The organism is Mycobacterium bourgelatii, from assembly GCF_010723575.1.
Classification (GTDB): domain Bacteria; phylum Actinomycetota; class Actinomycetes; order Mycobacteriales; family Mycobacteriaceae; genus Mycobacterium; species Mycobacterium bourgelatii.
Genome location: NZ_BLKZ01000001.1, coordinates 5,544,108 through 5,564,158, shown reverse-complemented (window position 1 = coordinate 5,564,158; position 20,051 = coordinate 5,544,108). Strand labels below are relative to the sequence as shown.

Sequence of the window (20,051 nt, the reverse complement as noted above, 5' to 3'; positions counted from 1 at the left end):
AAACATCATCCGGTACCGGCTCACCAACTTTCCGCCGGAATGGCGACTGAGCAAGAAGGCGCGCACGAGAAAGAGCAAGGGCTAGTGGTCGAGCCGCCGTTGGCCGGCTACACGGTCGTCGACCTATCCACCGGGATTGCGGGCGCCTACTGCACCAAGCTGCTGGCCGACGGTGGGGCGACCGTCATCAAAGTCGAGCCGCCAGAAGGTGATCCGCTGCGCTCCTGGTCCGCTTCTGGCGCCACAATCCGCCCGGGCGCCGACGGCGCATTGTTCGCCTTCCTGGCCGGCGCCAAGCACAGCGTCATTGCCGATCCCGACGCGGACGTCCAGTTCGTGGACCGGTTGCTTTCCTCCGCCGACGCAGTCGTCTGGTCTGCCGGCTCCAAAGTTGCCGAACACCACGCGCTTACGCCCGATGCGCTGCACCGGCGCCATCCGCACCTCACGGTCACCTCGATCACACCGTTCGGGCTACGAGGCCCGTGGCACGACCGGGCCGCGACCGAGTTCACCCTGCAAGCATGGTCGGGCGGCATCATCGGCTTGGGCCGCGGACAGCCCGATCGGGCGCCGGTATTCGTCGGCGGGCAGGTCGGGGAGTATTTAGCGGGAGCCTTCGCGAGCGCGGCGACGTTGGTGTCGCGGTACCGCGGCGCGGGTGAATTGATCGATCTGTCGATGCTGGAAACCCAGGTCCTGTCGCTGACCTATTACCCCGTTACATATTTCGAAATGCTCGGCCGACCGTGGCGTGATGCCCGGCGGCTCACCGTACCGGGGGCGGCGCAAGCCCAAGACGGTCTGGTGGATCTCGGCTGCGGCACCGCGCAGCAGTGGTTCGACCTGTGTGCGATGGTAGATCACCCAGAGTGGATCGACGAAGATTCTCCGCTGACGATCACAGAGCAGGCCAACCTGCACGCCGCGGAGATCTACGCGTGGGTGCGCAGTCACCCCGTCGACGAGATCCGCGAACTCGCGTCGGCCTTCCGCATCCCTAACGCGCCGGTGGCCAACGGCGCCAATATCACCTCCCTGGACCACTTTCGAGAGCGCGGATCGTTCGCGCGCAATCCCCGCGACGGCTTTCAGCAGCCGAACCACCCGTATCGGATGCGGCCCGCACACCTGCGCCCACCAGGCCCGGCCCCGAGACTGGGCGAGCACACTGCGCTGTACCGGGCCCGCGGCGGAGGGCCCCGTCCGGCGCCCGGCACCTTCTCGTCCGCAAAGCAGTTGCCGCTCAGCGGGCTTCGTGTGCTGGATATGACGACGTTCTGGGCGGGTCCGAGCTGCACGCACTTCCTGGCGATGCTCGGCGCCGAGGTGATTCACGTCGAATCCGCCCGTCGGCCCGACGGCACCCGACTGATCGCCGGCATTCCCGCCACCGAGGACCAATGGTGGGAGAAGTCGCCGATCTTTGCGGCCCTCAACACGAACAAGAAGGGCCTGACCCTGGACCTGCAGAGCCCGCGTGGGCGCGAGTTGCTGCACCGCTTGATTGCCACCTGTGACGTGATCGCCGAGAACTTCACCCCCCGCGTCCTCGATCAGATCGGGCTGGATTTTGCCACGGCGCAGTCGATTCGACCCGACGTGGTGATGGTCCGGATGCCCGGGTTCGGTCTGGACGGGCCGTGGCGTGACAATCCGGCGTTTGCGTACGTCATCGAGGCCGCATCCGGGGTCAGCTGGCTGACCGGCTATCCCGATCGCCCGCCCTACGAGCCCTATTCGGTCGGCGACCCCAATGCCGGGGTCCACGCCCTGAACGCGCTGCTGCTGGCTTTGGAGCACCGACGCCGCACCGGGCAAGGCGTGTTGGTGGAGGCGGCGATGGTCGATGCCGCGCTCAACATCTCGGCGGAGCAGGTCATCGAATACTCCGCGTACGGAGCACTTCTCGAGCGGGCGGGGAATCGCGGTCCGACCGCTGTTCCGCAGAATTTGTACCGCACCGTCGATGTCGACGAGTTCGGTCGGCTCGACTGCTGGGTGGCCATCGCGGTGCAAACCGACGAACAGTGGGGGCTGCTGTGCAAGGCCCTCGGATCACCCCCGTGGGCAACGGATCCGGCGCTCTCGGCCGCGTCTGGTCGACGCGAGCGCGAAGACCTCATCGACGAGCGGTTGACCGCTTGGTGCGGGCAGCGCAGCGGCGACGACATCGTTGCCACGCTGTGGGAAGCCGGTGTGCCGGTAGCCAAAGTGATGCAGCCGCACCGGCAAGCGGAGCTGGCCCAACTGGAAGCCCGCGGGTTCTTCGAACTCGTCGACCACCCCGTCCAAACCCACGGCAGCCCGGTGCGGTTCAGCACGGTGCCCATGAGACTGTCCCTCGGACCCGACACTTTCCATCGCCAACCCGCGCCCCTACTGGGGCAGCACAACCATGAACTCTTGACCGAACTGGGTCTGACCGATACCGAAATCGCCGAGTTGGAATCCGACGGCGTCATCGGATACACGCCGGCCACGTACTCGAAGACCTGAAGGCGACCACCATGCCCATTGACCCCTCGAACATCCTGCTCACCGGCCGGGTCGCGGTGGTGACCGGCGGGGGAGCGGGCATCGGCCGCGGCGTAGCGGCTGGTCTTGCGGCCTTCGGTGCGAAGGTGGCGATCTGGGAGCGCAACCCCGAATCTTGCGCCCAGGCTGCCGAATCCATTGGCGCACTCGGGATAGCGACCGACGTCCGCGACAGCGCCCAAGTGGACGATGCGTTGCAGCGCACCGCCACCGAGCTCGGACCCGTCAGGATACTGGTGAACAACGCGGGTGGAGCGTTCTCCTCTCCGATACTGGAAACCAGCGAAAACGGTTGGGACGCATTGTATCGTGCCAATCTTCGCCATGTGCTGCTGTGCAGCCAACGAGTGGCGCGCCAACTCGTCGCGGCCAAGCTAAGCGGCAGCATCATCAACGTGACGTCGATCGAAGGGGTGCGCGCCGCGCCGGGTTATGCCGCTTACGCGGCCGCGAAAGCCGGCGTGATCAACTACACCAAGACCGCCGCGCTGGAGTTGGCACCCCACGGCATCCGTTGCAACGCGATCGCGCCCGATATCACCGTGACCGAGGGGCTCGCACAGCTCGGCGGGCCAAATGCATTGGCGGGCATCGCCAATGCGGTACCGATGGGACGTCCGGGGCATGTTGACGAGATCGCCGGTACCGCGGTGTTTCTCGCATCGGATATGTCCAATTACATCACCGGTCAGACGATCCATGTCGACGGCGGTACCCACGCGGCGGCAGGCTGGCACCACAACCCAGACACCGGCGAGTACCAGCTCGCCCCCTAGCGCGAGCAGACCTAAAATCCGCTGAAATGGGCTGCCACAGGGTGATTTTGCGTCTGCTCGCCGGAGGTTAGTGGCGCCAGCCCTCGGCGGCCTGTTCCTCGAAGGTCCGGTCGATACGCTCGAACCTGCGGCGGATCGAGGCCCGGGAGGCCTCGTGTGGAAGCACGTAGAGGCGGTTCGCCAGAATCGCGTCGGCGATCAGCCGGGCGAATGAATCCACCGTCACGGTGTCATCCTGCGCCGGCAGCGAACCGACCGAGCCCGTCACATCCGGCGACGACGCCAGGCCGTAATCCGCGCCGCGGATGCGCTCGGAATTCGAGACCAGTTTGGTTTCGATGACCATCGGGCAGAGCACCGACACCCCGATCCCGGCGTCTTTCACCTCGCGGGCCAGTGTCTCCGCCAGACCGACAACTCCGTACTTGGCAACGCCGTACGCCCCGAGACCCGCATTGGGTACCAGCCCGGCAAAGGACGCGGTGAAGGCCAGGTGACCGCCCTTGTTCTGGTCGAGCAGCCTCGGCAGGAACGCCTCGACGGTATGAATTGACCCCCAGAGGTCGATGTCGATCACCCAGCGCCAGTCCTCGTGCGTCATCTCCGCAATCGGGCCGGCCACTACGATGCCGGCATTGCTGAACACGACGTCGACCTGTCCGAGCAGCCGGAAAGCCTCGTCGGCGAGGTGAACCACCCCTTCGAGGTGCCGGACGTCGCACCTGACGCCATGCGCCTCGACACCCTCACCACGCAGGTGGGCGACGGCGTGTTCCAGACTCGGCTGGTCGACGTCGGCAAGCACCACCCTGGCACCGCGGCGACCCAACTCGGTAGCGGTGGCGAAGCCGATGCCACTCGCGCCGCCAGTGATGACCGTCCCGCGCCCGGAGAAGCTAGAAATTCCGCCCATAGGACGGAACCCTATTTCAGGCAGCTCCCCGCATCGACCGGCAGGGTGACACCGGTGACATAGCGCGCTTCATCGGAGGCAAGGAACAACACCGCGTTACTGATGTCCTCCGCGTCTACCCACGGGACGGGCAGGGTGTGGAACATCTGGCAGATCGGGGCCATGTCGTCGGGCCCCGGGTTCTCCAGGTCGGGGCGGAACAACTTCCAGGTGCCCTCGTTCATGATCATTCCGGTGCTCACGTGCGTGGGATGCACCGAGTTGACCCGAATCATGTGTTGCCCCAACTCGACTGCGAACGAACGCATGATGCCGACCACGCCGTGCTTGGCCGCGACGTAGTTGCCGCAATGCGGGTACGCTTTCAGGCCGCCGACCGAAGACGTCAGGATGATCGAGCCGCCCCGCTTTCCCGCGATGATGTGTGGCACACCGGCTTTCACCGTTTTCCAGACACCGGTGAGGTTAACGTCGATCATTTCCTGCCAGTCGTGTTCGGTGCATTGGTCCAAGGTGTCACCGCCGTTGCCGATGCCGGCATTGGCAACAATGATGTCCAAGCGGCCCAATTGCTCGACGCCGGCGTCCACCGCGGCCTTGAGCGCGTCGTAGTCCCGCACGTCGACTTCGGCGGTGAAGATCTGCCGATTGAGGCCCTTGACCAGATTGGCGGTTTCGGCCAGATCTTCCGGCGTTGCCGGTGGGATCGGGCTGTCTTTCACGACTCGCTTGCAGACGTCGATGGCGATGATGTCGGCGCCCTCTTGCGCCAATCGCACCGCGTGGCTGCGGCCCTGGCCGTGCGCCGCGCCGGTGATGAAGGCGACTTTGCCTTCCACGCGTCCAGTCATTTTCTCTCCTATCGGGCTCTAACCGGTGTACCGGCCTCAGCCGATTACGGCCGGCATGGTCTCCCAACCCCGAACGGTGGACGTCGGGGAAAGCTTTGCGTTCGTCAGGTCCACATCCCACTCCGGGAAGCGCTTCAAGATTTCCTCCAGCGCGATCCGGCCCTCGAGCCGAGCCAGCGCCGAACCGAGGCAGTAGTGGGTGCCGACGCTGAAGGTCAGGTGCTGATGCTGTTCACGGTGGATGTCGAAAACGTCTCCATCCGGCGGGAATTGACGGTGGTCCCGGTTGGCCGCACCAATGAGCATCATCATGACGCTGCCTTCGGGAACCTTCCGGCCGTAGTACTCCACGTCCCGCGTGACGTACCGCGCCACGTGGGGCGCCGGCGGTTCGAACCGCAGCAACTCCTCGACGGCGGCCGGAATCAATGACGGATTCTCGACCAGTGCGCGACGTTGATCGGGGTGTTCGGCCAGCACCTTGCCCGCCCACCCGATCAGTCGGGTGGTCGTCTCGTTTCCGGCGCCGGACACGACAGTGATGTAGGTGAGCAGTTCGTCGCGGCGCATACGGCGCACGGTGCCGGTCTCGTCCTCGAATTCAGCGTTGAGAAGTTCGGTCGTGAGGTCGTCCGAGGGATTCGCGGCGCGCCAGTCGATGTAGTTGCCGAAGAACTCGCCGCTGAGCATGGCTTCGGCCGAAATCTCCATCGGCTTGCCGGCCTCGGTGCGCATCTGCGCGTTGGCGAAATCCCGTGCGGCTTCTTGTTCTTCCTCGGGCACACCCAGCAGCATGCCGATCACCCGCATCGGCATCTGGGCGCCGAGGTCGGTGACGAAATCGAACCGGTCACCGCCGACCAGCGGATCCAAACTGCGCGCGCAGAATTCGCGGATCTTGGGCTCTAAGTCGTTGATCTTGCGCGGAGTGAACATGCGCGACAACAACTTACGGTGAACATCGTGAATCGGGGGATCCTCGAAGATGAGCACGCCCGGCGGCATCTCGATGTTGGCCCGGATCAATTCGAGGATTGCGCCCCTGGCGGAGCTGAACGTTTGGTAATCGACTAACGCGTCGTCGATGTCGGCGAAGCGGCTCAACGCGTAGAAGTCATGCTGTTCGTTGTAGTACAGCGGTGCTTCTTCACGCAGTCGGCGGAAGGTCGGGTAAGGGTCGGCGTTGAGCTCTACGTCGTAAGGGTCGAAATAGACGTCGCTGGCTGCGCTGACTGTCACGGATTTTCGCCTCTCGCCGTAACCGGGTCGTGCCGCAACTGAACTCTGTCATCACCCACCGATGAGTGTCAACGAGGAATCCGTTTTGGCTATTTACGGTTCTTGATATCAGAGAATAGCGTTCTCATCATCGCGACTCAAACCGCCTACGTGCGATATTCGCTCGTCGTGCGAATTAGTGGAAAAACGCGACTTTGTCGGTCTGGACGGCTGGTCAGCTGGCCGGCGCTCGGTCGCTCTAGTCGGCGGCGAAGCCCCGTGAGCAGAAATCCCACACCTCATCGGCGGTGATGGGATGCACCGTCGCGTCGTCCTCGCCACCACTGGATTGGGCGATGAACATGACCGTCTGCATCGTCATGGCCGCCATTCGCTTCGCGTTGACGCCCGCGCGCAACTTGCCGGCCTCCGCGGCGGCTTCCATGAGCTCGGTGAGCAACGTCAGCAGTGGGGCGTGCGCCACCTTGACCTCGGCCGGGTGGGTGACCAGCAGCCGAGGGGCAAAGTCGGTGAACAGCGGTCGCTGGGCGGTCGGGTCGGGGCGGGAGGCCTCGTACAGCAGCTCGACCGCGACCTTCAGCCGCTCGAGGGGGTCCGTGTGGCTCTCCGTCGCGGCGCGGATCTGGTCGGCGGAACGGCTCAGGGCGTCCTCGAACAGCGCGAGCAGCAACTCGTGTTTGCCGTCGAACTGCAGGTAGAAGCTGCGCAACGACTGGCGCGAGCGGTCTACGACCTCCTGAACAGTAAAGTCTGTGCTGCCCTTCTCGATGATGATCGCCTGCGCCGCGTCCAGGAAGCGCTGAACGCGCTGGGCGGCCCGCAGCTTCGCCGTTTTGATGGACCGCTCGACGGCGCGCTGCTTCCAGGCTGGTTCTTCGCTCGCGTCGGTCACGGGCGGCTCACTTGATTGCCGCGCGGGGAGAACATGGTTGGACTGTACCGGAGAACGCCGTGCCATCGGTGTGCTCGACCTCCTCACGGGCGTCGTTTCGGAGATTGTAACTTGCTTACTGCGAGAATACTATTCTCTTAGATGTGTGTTTGGAAGGCTGATTTGCGAGAGCGAATCCCGCTAAGCGCCCGGCCAGTCCCATGAAGCCTCGAGGAGCCCCGTGCAGCTGACCTTCGATGCCGATGTCGAGGCGTTCCGCGCCGAATTCGTGGCCTTTCTCGATCAGCACTTGCCCGACGACTCCGACGGTTTCGAGCGGCCGCGGTCTTGTTCGCACATCCCGGAGTGGGCACGCCGCTGGCAGCGCCTGTTGTTCGACAACGGATGGCTGCTGCCGGGCAATCCACCCGAATTCGGGGGCCGCAACGCCTCGCTGCTGGAGCAGTATGTGTACCTGCAGGAGTTGGCGCGGCGGCGGATCTATCACAGTTTCAATCCCCAGGGCATTGGCATCATCGCGGCATCTTTGCTCACGTTCGGGACCCCGGAGCAGAAACAGCGCTGGGCGGTGCCGATCCTGCGGGCCGAGCTGACAGCGTCGCTGGGCATGAGCGAACCCGGCGCCGGGTCGGACCTGGCATCACTGAAAACAAAGGCGGTGCGCGACGGCGATCATTTCGTGGTCAACGGGCAGAAGGTTTGGACTTCGGGTGCCCACGACGCCGACGTGCTGCTGACGTTCGTACGCACCGACCCTGCGGCGCCAAAGCACAAGGGAATCAGCGTGTTGCTGATTCCGACCGATACTCCCGGCGTGGTACGCCGCCCGTTCGCATCCGTATGTGGCCACGACGACGTGGATTTCAACGAAGTGTTCTTCACCGACGTCCGGGTGCCGGTGGAGAACCTGGTGGGTGAACTCAACGGTGGCTGGCGCGTCGCACACGGCTCGCTCGGGCACGAACGAGCGATGCTGTGGATGGACTACGCCAACCTATTGCATGAGCTGACTGTCGATTTCCGCCCTTCGGGCGCCCTGGAGCGAGACAGCTACGCCACCTTGGTGATGGACGCGCAGGCCTTGCGGCTACTGGGTTCGGCGGCGCTGGCGAAGGCAGCGCGCGGGAATGAGGACGTACCGGCCCAGTCGGTGCTGAAACTCCTTGGCTCCGAGGCCCTGCAGCGTGGCACCGAGAATGCGCTGAACGCCGCCGGCGCCGGTGGGCTAGTGCATCCCGAGATGACGTCGGCTTTTGCTCCACTAGATCTCGACGGTCACTATGGCAGCTGGTTCGACCGGTACGCTCGCACCTTCGCCGCAACGATCGCCGGCGGGACTTCAGAGATACAGCGCAACATCGTCGCCGAGCGCATACTCGGGCTGCCGCGCAACTAGCCGCCAGGGTTTATCGAAACCCGGGGATTTACCCGGGCTCGGCGCGTGGTCACGAGTGCCAATGTTGATCCGACACAGCATGGCCGGCGGCTGACGGGCCGTCCCTATCGAGGATGACCTCAATGGATTCCAGCGTTCTCAGCCAATTCGCCGCAGCACTATCCCGACCCGATGCGGTGCTGACCGATGCCGATGCGTTGACCGAACGAGGTCGTGACTACTGGGGGTTCGGCGGCGTGCCAGGGGTCGCCCTTCGCCCGGCATCGCGCACCGAGGTGGTCTCGGTCTTGCGCATCGCGGCCGCACATCACATCCCGGTCGTGACAAGGGGCGGCGCGTCGAACTGCAGTGCCGGCATGATGGCCGCACCGGATCTGGTGATGCTCGACATGTCGGCGATGAATCGGGTGCTGGCGGTCGATCCCGACGCGCGCACCGCACGCGTCGAGGCCGGTGTCATCAACGCCGACTTGCAGCAGCAGTTGCTGCAGTACGGCCTGTGCTTCTCTCCGGACCCGGTCTCGGCACCCCTGTCGACGGTCGGTGGCAACATCATCGAGAACGCCGGTGGGCCACACGCATTGAAGTACGGCGTCACCTACAACCACGTGCATGCGGTCGAATTGGCCCTATCTGACGGCACAGTGGTGAACCTGTCCGCCGACGACGACGGCCCTGACCTGCTCGGTGTGATCATCGGCTCGGAGGGAACCCTCGGCATCGTCACCGAGGCAACCGTGGCGCTTCGCCCCATCGCCCCGGTGACCCACAGCCTGATGGGCAGCTTCGCCTCGGCGCACGACGCCGCGGACGCCGTCGCCGACATCATCGGCACCGGCACGGTGCCGGCCGCGCTGGAATGGCTCGATCGTGCGGGAATCGCGGGGCTGCAGGCGTTTACCGACACCGGCTACCCCACCGATGTGGATGCGATCGTGTTGGTCGATGTCGATGGCACCGCCGAAGAAGTGGAGCGCGACGCGGCGACGGTGGAAAAGGTGCTGCGGCGCAAGTCCATCGAGGTGCGGGTTGCGACGGACGACCGGGCCCGCGAAAGGCTCTGGTACGGACGCCTGCACGCCCCGGATGCCGTGGTACGCAGCGGCCACGACTACTTCATCGGGGATGTCACGGTGCCGCGCAACAGGATTCCCGAAATGCAAGAGGCCATCCAGCAGGCGGCGACTCGACATTCCGACGGGTTGCTGTTCATAGCGGTGGCCGGGCACGCCGGCGACGGGGACTTGCATCCGATCTCCTTCTTCGATCGCACCAATCCCAAAGCGGCAGCGGCATTGGAAGCCGCCAACAACGAAATCGTCGACGCCGCGCTCGACCTCGGCGGAACGCTGACCGGCGAACACGGTGTCGGCACCGAGAAGCGCCAGTTCATGACCAAGCGGTTCACCCCGGTCGAGATCGCCGCGCAGCGGGCCGTGAAGCGTGTCTTCGACCCTGCTGGACAACTGAATCCCGGGGTGCTGCTTCCCGACCTGGCGGCGGACGAGCCCGTCGTGAACATCTTTGAGGAAACGGTGCGGGCGTCGCTGGATCGCTATCGAGGGGGCCCTGCCGCGCCGGTATCTTTCGATGACGCGGCGCCCGCCGCCGCCACGCACATCGAGCTCAACGCGGCGAACCTGAGCTTGAATGTCGGTGCCGGCGTGTTGCTCACCGACCTAGCCACCTTCCTGGCCGAACACGGCATGGCGTGCAGCGCGTTACCCGTCGACCCCGGCGGCGAATCCCGCGCGAGAAGCGTCGGTGCGCTCATAGCCACGGCAAGTGGCGAGGAGCGGCACGCCGTGCGCAATGGTTTACTCGGCTTGGAGGTGGTCCTGACCGACGGGCGTGCACCGGCCCGGTTCGGCGGCGAAACCATGAAGGACGTGGCGGGCTACGACCTGAAACGCCTCTTCATCGGCTCCCATGGTGCATTCGGGGATATCGTGTCGGCGATCTTCAAGGTCAACTGCTTACCGGCGGCATGAGCACGGTGGAGCCGTGCGTCTTGCGCGATTCCAGGTCGCGGTGCGCTTGGGCGGCGTCGGCCAGCGCATAGCGCTGACCAATGCTGGGCTCGACGGTGCCGGTGCTGACAGCTCGGAACAGTTCCGTTGCACGCCAAGCGAACTCATCGTATGTACGGTTGAAGTGACTGCGCAGCGGGCGGGTCAGGTACACCGAACCGGCGGTGTTCAGCCGCTGCGGATCGACCGGTGGTACCGGCCCGCTCGCCGCGCCAAATAGCACAAGCGTGCCGCGAACGGCCAGACAGGCGAGGCTGGCGTCGAAGGTTGTTCGCCCGACCCCGTCGAAAACGGCGGCGACGCCTCGGCTGTGCGTCAATTCGCGGATGATGGACCCGAATTCGGCCGGGTCGCCCGGGTAGTCAAGGACGTGCGTTGCGCCTGCCCGACGCGACAGGTCCGCCTTGGCCGGGGTCGATGTCGTCGTAATCACCCGAACGCCAACGCTGGTGGCCCACTGGGTCAGGATCAGGCCGACGCCGCCTGCGCCGGCATGCAGCAGAATGGTGTCACCCGGCTTGACCCGATACGCGGAGTTGATCAGGAAGTGCGCCGTGAGCCCCTTCAACAGCGCGGCGGCCGCGACATCGCTGGCGATGGCGTCCGGTACATGTGCCACCAAAGCTGCTGATGCTAAGCAGTATTCGGCGTAGGCGCCCACAGCGTCGGCGGTGGCGACGCGGTCACCCGCCTGAACAGTCGAGACGTTCGGGCCGACACTCACCACGGTGCCCGCAACCTCACTACCCAGCGTGAGAGGCAGCTGGGTTGGATACCGCCCCGATCGGAACTGGGTGTCGATGAAGTTGACCCCAATCGCCTCCGACCTGATCAGTACATCGTCGGCGTCGGGCTTCGGCTCTGGAACTTCGGTATAGCTGAGAACTTCGGGCCCACCGGTTCGACTCACCCCCACCGCGCGCATGCGGTTACGTCACTGCGCGGCCAACCACGCTTGTTCCTCACCCGGGTTGGGCAGCACTCGCCCGCCCTCCATGGCGAAGTGCGCGGGACTGTTTTGAATGATGACCAGGATTCGGTGCGCCGGAATGCCGGTCACTTCGGTGGCCGCATTGGCCACTTCGGCCAGCAGTTGGCTGGTTTCGTCGTCGGGATGACCCGTGCGCACCCACCCATTGATGAGCAAGGGTTGCGCCGGTTGGGCATCGGTGTAAACGGAATCAGCGGGTAGCTCGTTGAACACCACGTTGATATAGGTGCTGGGCACGTGATTGACGCGGGAGTGGATCTCGGTGATGGCGGCGGCCAGCTTGGCCTTGGTCGGCCCATCAAGCGTCGCGGCGGCCGTGGTGATGGTGTAGACGGGCAAGGTTTCTCCTCAGCCTAGGAACGGGAGTTGGGGCACGGTGGGCGCCACGATCACCGTAGGCCCATCGGCGGTGAGCGCCGCGGAGAACTCCCTCGCCAGGGCGTCACTACTGTCGACCGTCACCGAGCGGCAGCCGAATCCCTTTGCCAATGACTCGATGTCGAGGCCGGGTAGATCGAGTCCGGGTACTCCGGGCGTCTTCTCCAACAACGCAAACGACTTGAGGATCGCATACTCGCCATTGCGCAGCACGACGTACACAATGGGTAACTTGTGCTGCGCGGCGGTCCAGATCGCTTGAATCGAATACTGGAAGGAACCGTCGCCAATGGTGGCGACGACCGTGCGTTTGACGCCGCGGGCGCGGTCGCCGAGCGCCACGCCGACGGCCGCCGGTACCCCCCAACCGATTCCGCCGCTGCCGGTGGCGTAGAAGCCCGCGCTGTGCGTGGTGGGAAGCCACGTCTGCTGTTCGGCAATCGTGGAGGTCGACTCCATCACCACCGCCGCGTCCGCCGGCTTGAGGGTGCTGATGACCTCGTACACCGCGTTGGCGGTCATTGGCGCGGACGCCGGTAGGTCGGACTTTCGTTCGTGCTTCAACGGCGGCGGTGGCTGCCGGTCCGCCGGTACCTGCACCGCCTCGGTCAGGAATGTCAGGGCATGCTTTACGTCACCGATGACGCTGTCGCCGACGGGCGCCACCGCAGCACGGTCCGGATTGGAGGTGATCTGCAGCAGTTCGGTGCCCTCGGGCAGATACTCGCCCGCCACGTAGGGGTAGTAGCGGAACACTTCCGCGCCGACCACCACCACCAGGTCGTAGCCGTGCAGCACCTGTTCCACCCCGGCGATGGTCATCGGCAGCATGCCGGCGTAGAGCGGATGGTCCTCCGGGAACGAGACGCGGTCGGGTAATGCGCTGCCGTAGACGGGCGCCTTCAACTTCTCTGCGAACGCGACACCGGCGTCCCAGGCGCCGGCACGGTCCACTTCGGGACCCAGCACAAGCGCTGGACGTTGGGCGCCGCTGATGCGTTCGGCGAAGTGGCGCAAGCGATCAGCGTCGGCGCTGGTCCGTTCGGCGATGGTGCGCACCACCGCGGGTCCAAGCGCCGGCTTCTGCCAGTCATCCAACGGGATCGACAGGAATACGGGCCCGGCGGGTGGCTGCAGCGCTGTCGCATAAGCGCGCATGAACGCGGCCGGGACGTCTTCCGCACGCGCCGGTTGATAGGCCCATTTCACCCACGGCTGCGGCAGCACCGTCGCATCCTTGTTGGCCAGGTAGGGGTCACACAGCAGCATTTCCCGGGTTTGCTGACCGGCGGTGACGATGAGCGGGGTATTGGCCCGGTAGGCCGCCACCAAGCTGCCGACCGCATTGCCGGTGCCCGCCGCCGTGTGCAGATTGACCAGGGCCGGCCGTCCGGTGGCCTGGGCGAAGCCGTCGGCAATGGTCAGCACCGACGCTTCCTGCAAGGCCAGCACGTAGGTGAAGTCGTCCGGGAAGTCCCTCAAGAAGGATTGCTCGGTTGATCCGGGATTCCCGAAAACCGTCGTCAAGCCCAGCTTCCGGAGCAGTTCGTAGGTGACGTCGTGCACGTCTTTTACGTCGGCCATCCAGACACGACCTTTCTAGTTTGAGGCAGCAGAAGCGCGGGCCATCGGCCGCTCAGCTGTCCACGGCTGAAGTCAAGCACCGGGGGGCACGTGCCCACCCCGGGTAAATCCCCGGTCTCGACGCGCCCCGGGAGCAGTTTCCTGCGACCATATTTTTCGTGCGCGACAATCTGCGCGGTTTGCTCGGCCGGCGGCAGGAACAGCAGCAACTGGCCGGGCTGCTCGGTGGCGCGCGCGAGGGTCACAGCGGAGTGCTCGTCGTTCGGGGCGAGCCTGGTATCGGCAAGACCGCGCTGATCGACCACCTGCTTGACCGGGCAGCCGACTTCCGCGTCATCCGCACCAGCGGAGCCGAGTCCGAGATGGAGCTGGTTTACGCAGGGGTGCAACAGGTTTGGGCTCCGCTGCAGGAGTCGATGGGGCGGCTGCCCAAACCGCAGCGCGGCGCGCTGGAGGTCGCACTCGGCCTCAGCGAGGGGGACGGTGCGCCGGATCCGCTCCTGGTTGGGCTGGCTCTGCTCACGCTGCTGGCCGACGCCAGTGCGGGGCAACCGACGATCTGCGTCATCGACGATGCGCACTGGGTTGATCTGGTTTCCATGCAGGCGTTCGGATTCGTGGCACGACGATTGCTCGCAGATCGAATCGTCATGATTTTTGCTGCTAGACGGCCCGTGGCCCAATTGGCGAACCTGCCCGAAATGATGCTGACGGGCCTGCCGGAGCAGGACGCACGGGCGCTGCTGACGAGGCTGCTGCCGGGCCGGCTCAGTGATCGCATGCGCGACAGCATCATCGCGGAGTCGAGAGGGAACCCGCTGGCGCTGCATGAACTGATCCGTTCCCTCGGTCCGACCGAACTCGCCGGCGGCTACGGATTGGCACGGGCGAAATCGATCCCCGGGCGCATCGAAGGCGGCTTTATCGAGCAGTTCAACGACCTTCCGGCAGCCACCCGCACGCTTTGTCTACTCGCGGCTGCCGAACCCACCGGAGAACCGTCCTGGCTATGGGCCGCCGCCGCATTTTTGGGAATCGACGCCGACACCGCGGCGCCCGCCGAAACGGCCGGGCTGCTCTCGGTCGATGGCCGCATCCGGTTTCGCCATCCGCTGGTCCGCTCGGCGATCTACGGCTCGGCACCGCTGGCGGAGCGCCGACGTGCCCACAACGCACTGGCCCGCGCGATCACCGGTTCGACCGCCTCCGACCACCGTGCCTGGCATAGAGCACATTCCATCGCCGGTCCCGACCCGGAGGTTGCCGACGAGCTGGTGGCCGCGGCCGAGCAGGCCCGCGCCCGCGGCGGTACCGCGGCCGCTGCGGCGTTCTTGGCGACGGCCGTCGACGCAACACCGGATGGTCAGCTGCGGGCTCAGCGCGCGCTCCAAGCCGCTCAGGCCAAGCTCGACGCCGGCGCGCTGGACACCGCAACTCAGCTGCTGACCCTGACCACTGAGTTATCGGATGACGAATCCATCACTGCGCGAGCCGATCTCATGCGAGCCAGGCTGGCCTGGGCCGCGCGCCGTGGTCTCGACGCTCCGCCGCTGTTGTTGGCAGCGGCGCAACGGCTCACCGGTATCGACGCTGAGTTGGCGCGGGACACTTACCTCGAGGCGCTGATGTCGGCTCTGATCGTCGGTCGCTACGGCGCGGGCAGTGCCGGCGCCCCAGAGGTGATCGCCCGTGCCGCCCGCCGCGACATCGCCATCGACCCCCACGACACGGTCGATATGTTGCTGCAGGGTCTCATCGTCCGGCTCATCGACGGATACGTGCCGGCGGCGCCGCTGCTCAGGGAGGCGATTGCGCAGTACGTGCGCGAAACCCGGAGCGGAACCGTAGATCTTCGCTGGCACGACATCACGAATCGAGTATGTCTTGATGTTTTCGACCAGGACTCGTACGACTTCCTCACCACGCAGCAATTGGAAAATCAGCGTGCCGCAGGAGAATTGACGCTCGCTTCCTCCTCGTTGTCGACCTATGCCGGGGTCTGCGTCACACGCGGCGACTTCGGGGCGGCGGAGGCCGCGCTCGAGGAAGTCCAGATACTTGCGGCCGCGACCGGAACCCCACCACACCTTTCGATCGAACCGTATCTAGCCGCCTACCGTGGCCAGGAAAAACGTTGCCTCGACTATGTCAACGCCACGATCGAGGGAGCCTCCGGGCGCGGCGAGGGGACCGAGGTATCCGTCGCGCTCTACTCCGCGGCCATCCTGCACAACGGGCTGTCCCGCTACCCGAAAGCCTTGGACGCGAGTGTGTCCGGACTCGGCGACTACGACGATGTCGGAATGGCAAGCTACCTGCTGACCGAGGCGGTCGAGGCCGCTGCCTACTGCGGTGAAACATCGCTAGCCGCAGAACTTCTCACCCGCCTTCGCGAACGTGCCCAGGCGAGCGGCACCGAAACCGCGCTCGGCATCGCGGCGCGCTCCGACGCGTTGACCGGGCACAGCGCCGAACCCGACGCCGACTTCCAAACCGCGCTACTGCATTTGCAGCGCACCCCCGTCGCCGTCTACTTGGCCCGTACCCATCTGGTCTACGGTGAATGGCTGCGCAGAGCCAACCGACGCGCCGATGCCAGGATCCAGCTCCGGTTGGGCTACGACATGTTCGCCAAGATGGGAGCGCAGGGCTTCGCCGCGCGAGCGCGCCGTGAACTCCAGGCGACCGGTGAGACGTTGCACAAGCCGGTGACAGGTACTGCTGGCGCATTGACTACGCAGGAACGGCAGATCAGTCGCCTGTCGAGAGAAGGTTGCACCAATTCCGAGATCGGCGCGCAGTTGTACATCAGCCCCCGCACCGTGGAATGGCATTTAGGCCGAATCTTCGCCAAGCTTGGTGTCACGTCGCGACGAGAGTTGCGCGGCCTCAGCCCCGAACTGCTGGTCTAAAGCTGAACCAGCCGCGGCGCAAATCCCTTGTCGCGCAGTATGGCTCCCGCCTGCCGGGTGAGCTCCCGAGCGCTGCCGAACAGCCCGTCCAGTACCAACGCCCGCTTGACGTGCCGGTGCAGCGCGTGTTCGGCGGTGAAGCCGATGCCACCGAGCACCTGCTGGCAGTGGCGGGCGGTGGTCAGCGCCGCCTGACCGGCCGCGGCTTTGGCCAGCAGGGTGGCCAGTTCGTCGGGCTGGTCCGTCGCGGCTTGCAGGGTCGCTTCGGCGCCCTCGATCGCTACCAGTGTTTCCGCCAGTCGGTGCCGCACCGCTTGGAAAGACGCGATGGGACGGCCGAATTGAACGCGGTCCAGGGCGTGCTGACGGGCCAGGGACAGCATGGCGCGACTGGTGCCGACCAACCACCACCCCAACGCCCGGCGGGCCGCGTCCGTCGGGACGGGTTCCCCGGCCGTCGCCCGCCGCAGCGGCAGTTCCTCGCCCAGTGCCTCGGTCACGATGTCAGTGCGTTCCCAGACCACCCAGGAGCCACCGGCATACGGCAGCGGTACCGTGGTGCCGCCCGGCCGTCCCGCGGCCCGCAGCACGACGTCGTTGAGCACGGGTGCCTGGGCTCCCGTCTCGCCCAGCAAACGAAATACCAAAGGTATTGCGGTATCCGGGATCTCATCCAGCATGTCGAGCCAGCCGAGCTCGGCCAACGACGCGTCCAGCTTGGCGCCGGAGGCGTCCGTCATCGCCGTGCGCAGCGAGTCGGCCAGCAACTGCAGCTCGGGGTCCAGAGCCACGGCGGTCACTCCTTCCCCAGATCGAGCAGCCGGCGCGCGATGATGTTGCGCTGGATCTCGGCGGTTCCGCCATAGATGGTGGCCGCGCGCGAGTACAGGTACTCCGGTCGCCAGGAAGTGTCGTCGAGTTCGAGCGTGCCGGGCAGCAGGTCGTGGACGGTGTCGTAAAGCCGTTGCTCGGCGGTGGCCAGTAACACTTTGTCGATGGACGTGTCTGGCCCGAGGCGCGCTCCGCCGGCCAGTCGGTGCTGGGTTGCCCGCGATCGGCAGCGCAGGGTGTGCAGCGCCAGATAGGCCGCACCCAAGTCGGATTCGTCGGAAGGGCTGTCGGCGGTCTCGGCGATCAGCGCGTCGAATCGCGTGTACAGGTAGGCGATCCGCTGCCAGAAGCACGTCGAGCGCTCGTAGGGAAGCAGGTCCATCGCCAGCCGCCAGCCGTCGCCGGGCTTGCCGAGCATGCGACCGGACGGGATCACCACATCGTCGAAGTACACCTCACAGAACTCGTCGACGCCGTGCATGGTGCGTAACGGCCGAATGGTGATGCCGGGTGTGTCCAGGTCGACAAAGAAGGCGGTGATCCCGTCATGACCCGGTGCGGTGCGGGTGAGCAGGATGCATCGGGTGGAGAACTGCGCGAAGCTGGTCCACACCTTTTGCCCGTTGACAATCCAGTCGTCGCCGTGCGGGGCGGCTCGGGTCGACAGCGAAGCCAGGTCGCTTCCCGAGCCGGGTTCGGAGAAGCCCTGACACCAGTGTTCGCGGCCGCTCAGCAGCCGGGGCACCATCTCCGCGGCGAGTTCCGGTGCGGCGTAGTCGATCATCGTGGGGGCCAGCACCTCGAGCATTGAGTACGGGCCAGGTTCGGCCAGGCGGCGCCCGACAACCTCCTCACCGACGACCGCGCGCAGTAGCGCAGGCCCGCCCAGGCCGCCCACGCCAACGGGCCAGCCGTAGCGCATCCAGCCGGCGTCGTACAGCGCCGCGCTCACCCGGGCGAATTGGTGCATGTGGCCCTGCAGCGAATGGTCGGGCCCGGGTGTTAGATCATGCTCGTCGAGCCAGGCACACAGGTCGGTGCGGAACTGCTCGACCGTCGGGACGGAAGTCACGGGGTGGGGCGGCCCACGGCATGCGGGCGTCCGGAGTCGTGCACTCCGCTGCGTCGAATGAACGTCATGGCACGGGTTTTCAGGCGCCAGCCGTCATCGGTTCGCACATAGGTGTCCCGGTAGTAGCCGATTCGCATGTCGTGCGCGGAGTGTTCGATGAAGCACAGCGGTTGGGTGCCGCTGGCCGTATCGCCGTCCAGGTCGACCAGTGCCGTCCCGGTCATGAACAGACCCTTGGGCGCCGCGGCAACCAATTCCGGGAACTTGTCCAGGGTGTAGGTATCGCCGAATGCGCTGTAGGTGCCGTCAGGCGTGAAAACGCTTACCAGGCCGTCGATGTCGCCCTGGGTGATGGTCACCGCGTATCGGGCGAGCAGTTGCTGGATCTCGACCAGATCGTCAGTTCTGGTTGGCTGCTGAGTTGGCTGCTGCGTTGACAAAGACCTTGCCGCCTTTCATGACGAAGCCGACATCACGGGTAACGGTGATGTCGTCCAAGGGGTTTCCGGGCACGGCGATGACATCGGCGAGCATGCCCTCGGTGAGCCGGCCGAGATCGTTTGCGTTGATGAGTTCGGCCGCGGTCACCGTGGCCGCGCGCAGTACCGCCAACGGCGGTAGGCCCCATTCGACCAGGGTGACCAGTTCGTCGGCGTTCTTCCCGTGCGGTATTGCGGGTGCGTCGCTGCCGACGGCGATCTTCACCCCGGCATTGAACGCCGCAAGAATCGACGTTCGCGACATGGGGAACATTTCGGCGGCCTTGGCCTGCAGTTCGGGTGGTGCATGTGACACGTCCATAGCTTCGGCCAAGCGCCGGGTGCTCACCAGGAAGGTGCCGTGCTCGACCATCGTCGCGATGGCTTCGTCATCGACGAGAAAGCCGTGTTCGATGCAGTCGATGCCGGCGGCCACCGCGTGTTTGACGGCGTCGGCGCCGTGCGTGTGCGCCGCCACGCGCAATCCGCGCCGGTGTGCCTCGTCGACGATCGCGCGCAGCTCATCGTCCGAATAGTGCTGTGCCCCGGGCGGACCCGTCAATGACATGACTCCGCCCGAACAACACACCTTGATCAGCTGCGCGCCGTGCTTGATCTGGTAACGCACCGCCTTGCGGATTTCATCGACCCCGTTGGCGATGCCTTCCTCGACGGTCAGTTCCAGCGCGTGCGGTGCGAACGCGGCGAACATCGTCGGGTCGAGGTGTCCGCCCGTCGGCGTAATCGCATGTCCGGCAGGAACAATTCGGGGGCCGTCGATCCAGCCCGCGTCAATCGCCTTGCCCAGCGCGACATCCAGCAGGTACCCACCGGTCTTGACGAAGAGTCCGAGATTGCGCACGGTCGTGAACCCGGCGCGCAGGGTGCGGCGTGCGTTGCCGACGGCGCGCAACACCCGGGTCGGCGGATCGTCCTGAACCTGCGACAGGCCGGGTCTCTCCCCGCGCCCGCCCATCAGGAGGTTGACCTCCATGTCCATCAGGCCGGGCAGCAGGATCTGGTCCCCAAGATCGAGGATTTCGCCTTCTGGGCCTTGCTGGTCCGGGCCGACGCCTATGATCCGGTCGCCTTCGATCCGCAGCACACCGGGCCGGACGATCTCCCCGCCGTCAACGTCGAGGAGCCCGGCCGCCTTGAGCGTCAGCACC

Annotated in this window: 16 protein-coding genes; 5 read left to right on the top strand and 11 right to left on the bottom strand. The window is 65.6% G+C overall.

Annotated elements, in window-relative coordinates; genetic code table 11:
* Nucleotides 1–84: 84 nt before the first annotated feature.
* Together G6N68_RS23820 and G6N68_RS23815 are read left to right on the top strand one after the other, a co-directional pair.
* Entirely contained in the window at nucleotides 85–2,499 is a 2,415-nt protein-coding gene (locus G6N68_RS23820) for a CaiB/BaiF CoA transferase family protein (protein ID WP_240355591.1), read from the top strand.
* Between the two features lie 11 nt (nucleotides 2,500–2,510).
* Entirely contained in the window at nucleotides 2,511–3,314 is an 804-nt protein-coding gene (locus tag G6N68_RS23815; protein WP_163717581.1) for an SDR family NAD(P)-dependent oxidoreductase, read from the top strand.
* A gap of 67 nt (nucleotides 3,315–3,381) precedes the next feature.
* Here G6N68_RS23815 and G6N68_RS23810 read toward each other — a convergent pair whose 3' ends face one another.
* From G6N68_RS23810 to G6N68_RS23795, 4 genes are all read right to left on the bottom strand, one after another.
* A complete protein-coding gene (locus tag G6N68_RS23810) occupies nucleotides 3,382–4,218 on the bottom strand; it encodes an SDR family NAD(P)-dependent oxidoreductase (RefSeq protein ID WP_163718903.1) in 837 nt (278 codons plus the stop codon).
* Between the two features lie 20 nt (nucleotides 4,219–4,238).
* Entirely contained in the window at nucleotides 4,239–5,078 is an 840-nt protein-coding gene (locus G6N68_RS23805; RefSeq protein WP_163717579.1) for a mycofactocin-coupled SDR family oxidoreductase, read from the bottom strand.
* A 36-nt stretch (nucleotides 5,079–5,114) separates the two neighbouring features.
* On the bottom strand, nucleotides 5,115–6,317 hold the full coding sequence (locus G6N68_RS23800; protein WP_163717576.1) for a cytochrome P450: 1,203 nt from the start codon (nucleotides 6,315–6,317) through the stop codon (nucleotides 5,115–5,117).
* 238 nt (nucleotides 6,318–6,555) lie between these two features.
* Nucleotides 6,556–7,209: a TetR/AcrR family transcriptional regulator gene (locus G6N68_RS23795; protein ID WP_163717574.1), complete on the bottom strand. Its 654-nt coding sequence runs from the start codon at nucleotides 7,207–7,209 to the stop codon at nucleotides 6,556–6,558.
* A 220-nt stretch (nucleotides 7,210–7,429) separates the two neighbouring features.
* Between G6N68_RS23795 and G6N68_RS23790 the strand changes: the two genes are divergently transcribed.
* Both G6N68_RS23790 and G6N68_RS23785 read left to right on the top strand, forming a co-directional pair.
* Nucleotides 7,430–8,605 (top strand): acyl-CoA dehydrogenase family protein, encoded by a 1,176-nt coding sequence (locus G6N68_RS23790; protein WP_163717572.1) that lies wholly within the window; start codon nucleotides 7,430–7,432, stop codon nucleotides 8,603–8,605.
* A 122-nt stretch (nucleotides 8,606–8,727) separates the two neighbouring features.
* The gene (locus G6N68_RS23785; RefSeq protein ID WP_240355589.1) at nucleotides 8,728–10,596 is read left to right on the top strand and encodes an FAD-binding oxidoreductase; all 1,869 of its coding nucleotides are present in this window, start codon (nucleotides 8,728–8,730) and stop codon (nucleotides 10,594–10,596) included.
* Here G6N68_RS23785 and G6N68_RS23780 read toward each other — a convergent pair.
* The 3 genes from G6N68_RS23780 to mdlC are packed head-to-tail and all read right to left on the bottom strand — an operon-like array spanning nucleotide 10,574 to nucleotide 13,588.
* Nucleotides 10,574–11,560 (bottom strand): quinone oxidoreductase family protein, encoded by a 987-nt coding sequence (locus tag G6N68_RS23780; RefSeq protein WP_163717568.1) that lies wholly within the window; start codon nucleotides 11,558–11,560, stop codon nucleotides 10,574–10,576. The two genes, G6N68_RS23785 and G6N68_RS23780, sit on opposite strands and share 23 nt — an antisense overlap.
* A 9-nt stretch (nucleotides 11,561–11,569) precedes the next feature.
* On the bottom strand, nucleotides 11,570–11,965 hold the full coding sequence (locus tag G6N68_RS23775) for a tautomerase family protein (RefSeq protein ID WP_163717565.1): 396 nt from the start codon (nucleotides 11,963–11,965) through the stop codon (nucleotides 11,570–11,572).
* A 9-nt stretch (nucleotides 11,966–11,974) separates the two neighbouring features.
* Complete coding sequence (gene mdlC / locus G6N68_RS23770; RefSeq protein ID WP_163717563.1) at nucleotides 11,975–13,588, bottom strand: benzoylformate decarboxylase; 1,614 nt, start codon at nucleotides 13,586–13,588, stop codon at nucleotides 11,975–11,977.
* A gap of 158 nt (nucleotides 13,589–13,746) precedes the next feature.
* Here mdlC and G6N68_RS23765 point away from each other — a divergent pair, with 158 nt between their 5' ends.
* Nucleotides 13,747–16,500 carry a helix-turn-helix transcriptional regulator gene (locus tag G6N68_RS23765; protein ID WP_163717561.1) on the top strand — a complete coding sequence of 918 codons (2,754 nt, stop codon included), beginning with the start codon at nucleotides 13,747–13,749 and terminating at the stop codon, nucleotides 16,498–16,500.
* Here the strand turns inward: G6N68_RS23765 and G6N68_RS23760 are convergent.
* The 4 genes from G6N68_RS23760 to G6N68_RS23745 all read right to left on the bottom strand — a co-directional run bounded on the left by G6N68_RS23760 (nucleotide 16,497) and on the right by G6N68_RS23745 (nucleotide 20,050).
* Entirely contained in the window at nucleotides 16,497–17,240 is a 744-nt protein-coding gene (locus G6N68_RS23760) for an acyl-CoA dehydrogenase family protein (protein ID WP_163718902.1), read from the bottom strand. The genes G6N68_RS23765 and G6N68_RS23760 overlap by 4 nt on opposite strands.
* 56 nt (nucleotides 17,241–17,296) lie before the next feature.
* On the bottom strand, nucleotides 17,297–18,301 hold the full coding sequence (locus tag G6N68_RS23755; RefSeq protein ID WP_371871718.1) for an acyl-CoA dehydrogenase family protein: 1,005 nt from the start codon (nucleotides 18,299–18,301) through the stop codon (nucleotides 17,297–17,299).
* A 98-nt stretch (nucleotides 18,302–18,399) separates the two neighbouring features.
* Entirely contained in the window at nucleotides 18,400–18,843 is a 444-nt protein-coding gene (locus tag G6N68_RS23750) for a nuclear transport factor 2 family protein (RefSeq protein ID WP_163717558.1), read from the bottom strand.
* Nucleotides 18,803–20,050, bottom strand: a complete 1,248-nt coding sequence (locus G6N68_RS23745; RefSeq protein WP_163717556.1) for a metal-dependent hydrolase family protein — start codon at nucleotides 20,048–20,050, stop codon at nucleotides 18,803–18,805. Before G6N68_RS23745 ends, G6N68_RS23750 begins: the two co-directional genes overlap by 41 nt.
* Nucleotide 20,051 lies beyond the last annotated feature (1 nt).

What these genes read in the sequence shown, in the direction of transcription:
- G6N68_RS23815 (WP_163717581.1), top strand. Translation starts at nt 2,511, where the DNA reads ATGCCCATTGACCCCTCGAACATCCTGCTCACCGGCCGGGTCGCGGTG.
- G6N68_RS23755 (WP_371871718.1), bottom strand. Translation starts at nt 18,301, where the DNA reads ATGCACCAATTCGCCCGGGTGAGCGCGGCGCTGTACGACGCCGGCTGG.
- G6N68_RS23805 (WP_163717579.1), bottom strand. Translation starts at nt 5,078, where the DNA reads ATGACTGGACGCGTGGAAGGCAAAGTCGCCTTCATCACCGGCGCGGCG.
- G6N68_RS23780 (WP_163717568.1), bottom strand. Translation starts at nt 11,560, where the DNA reads ATGCGCGCGGTGGGGGTGAGTCGAACCGGTGGGCCCGAAGTTCTCAGC.
- G6N68_RS23785 (WP_240355589.1), top strand. Translation starts at nt 8,728, where the DNA reads ATGGATTCCAGCGTTCTCAGCCAATTCGCCGCAGCACTATCCCGACCC.
- mdlC (WP_163717563.1), bottom strand. Translation starts at nt 13,588, where the DNA reads ATGGCCGACGTAAAAGACGTGCACGACGTCACCTACGAACTGCTCCGG.
- G6N68_RS23760 (WP_163718902.1), bottom strand. Translation starts at nt 17,240, where the DNA reads ATGACGGACGCCTCCGGCGCCAAGCTGGACGCGTCGTTGGCCGAGCTC.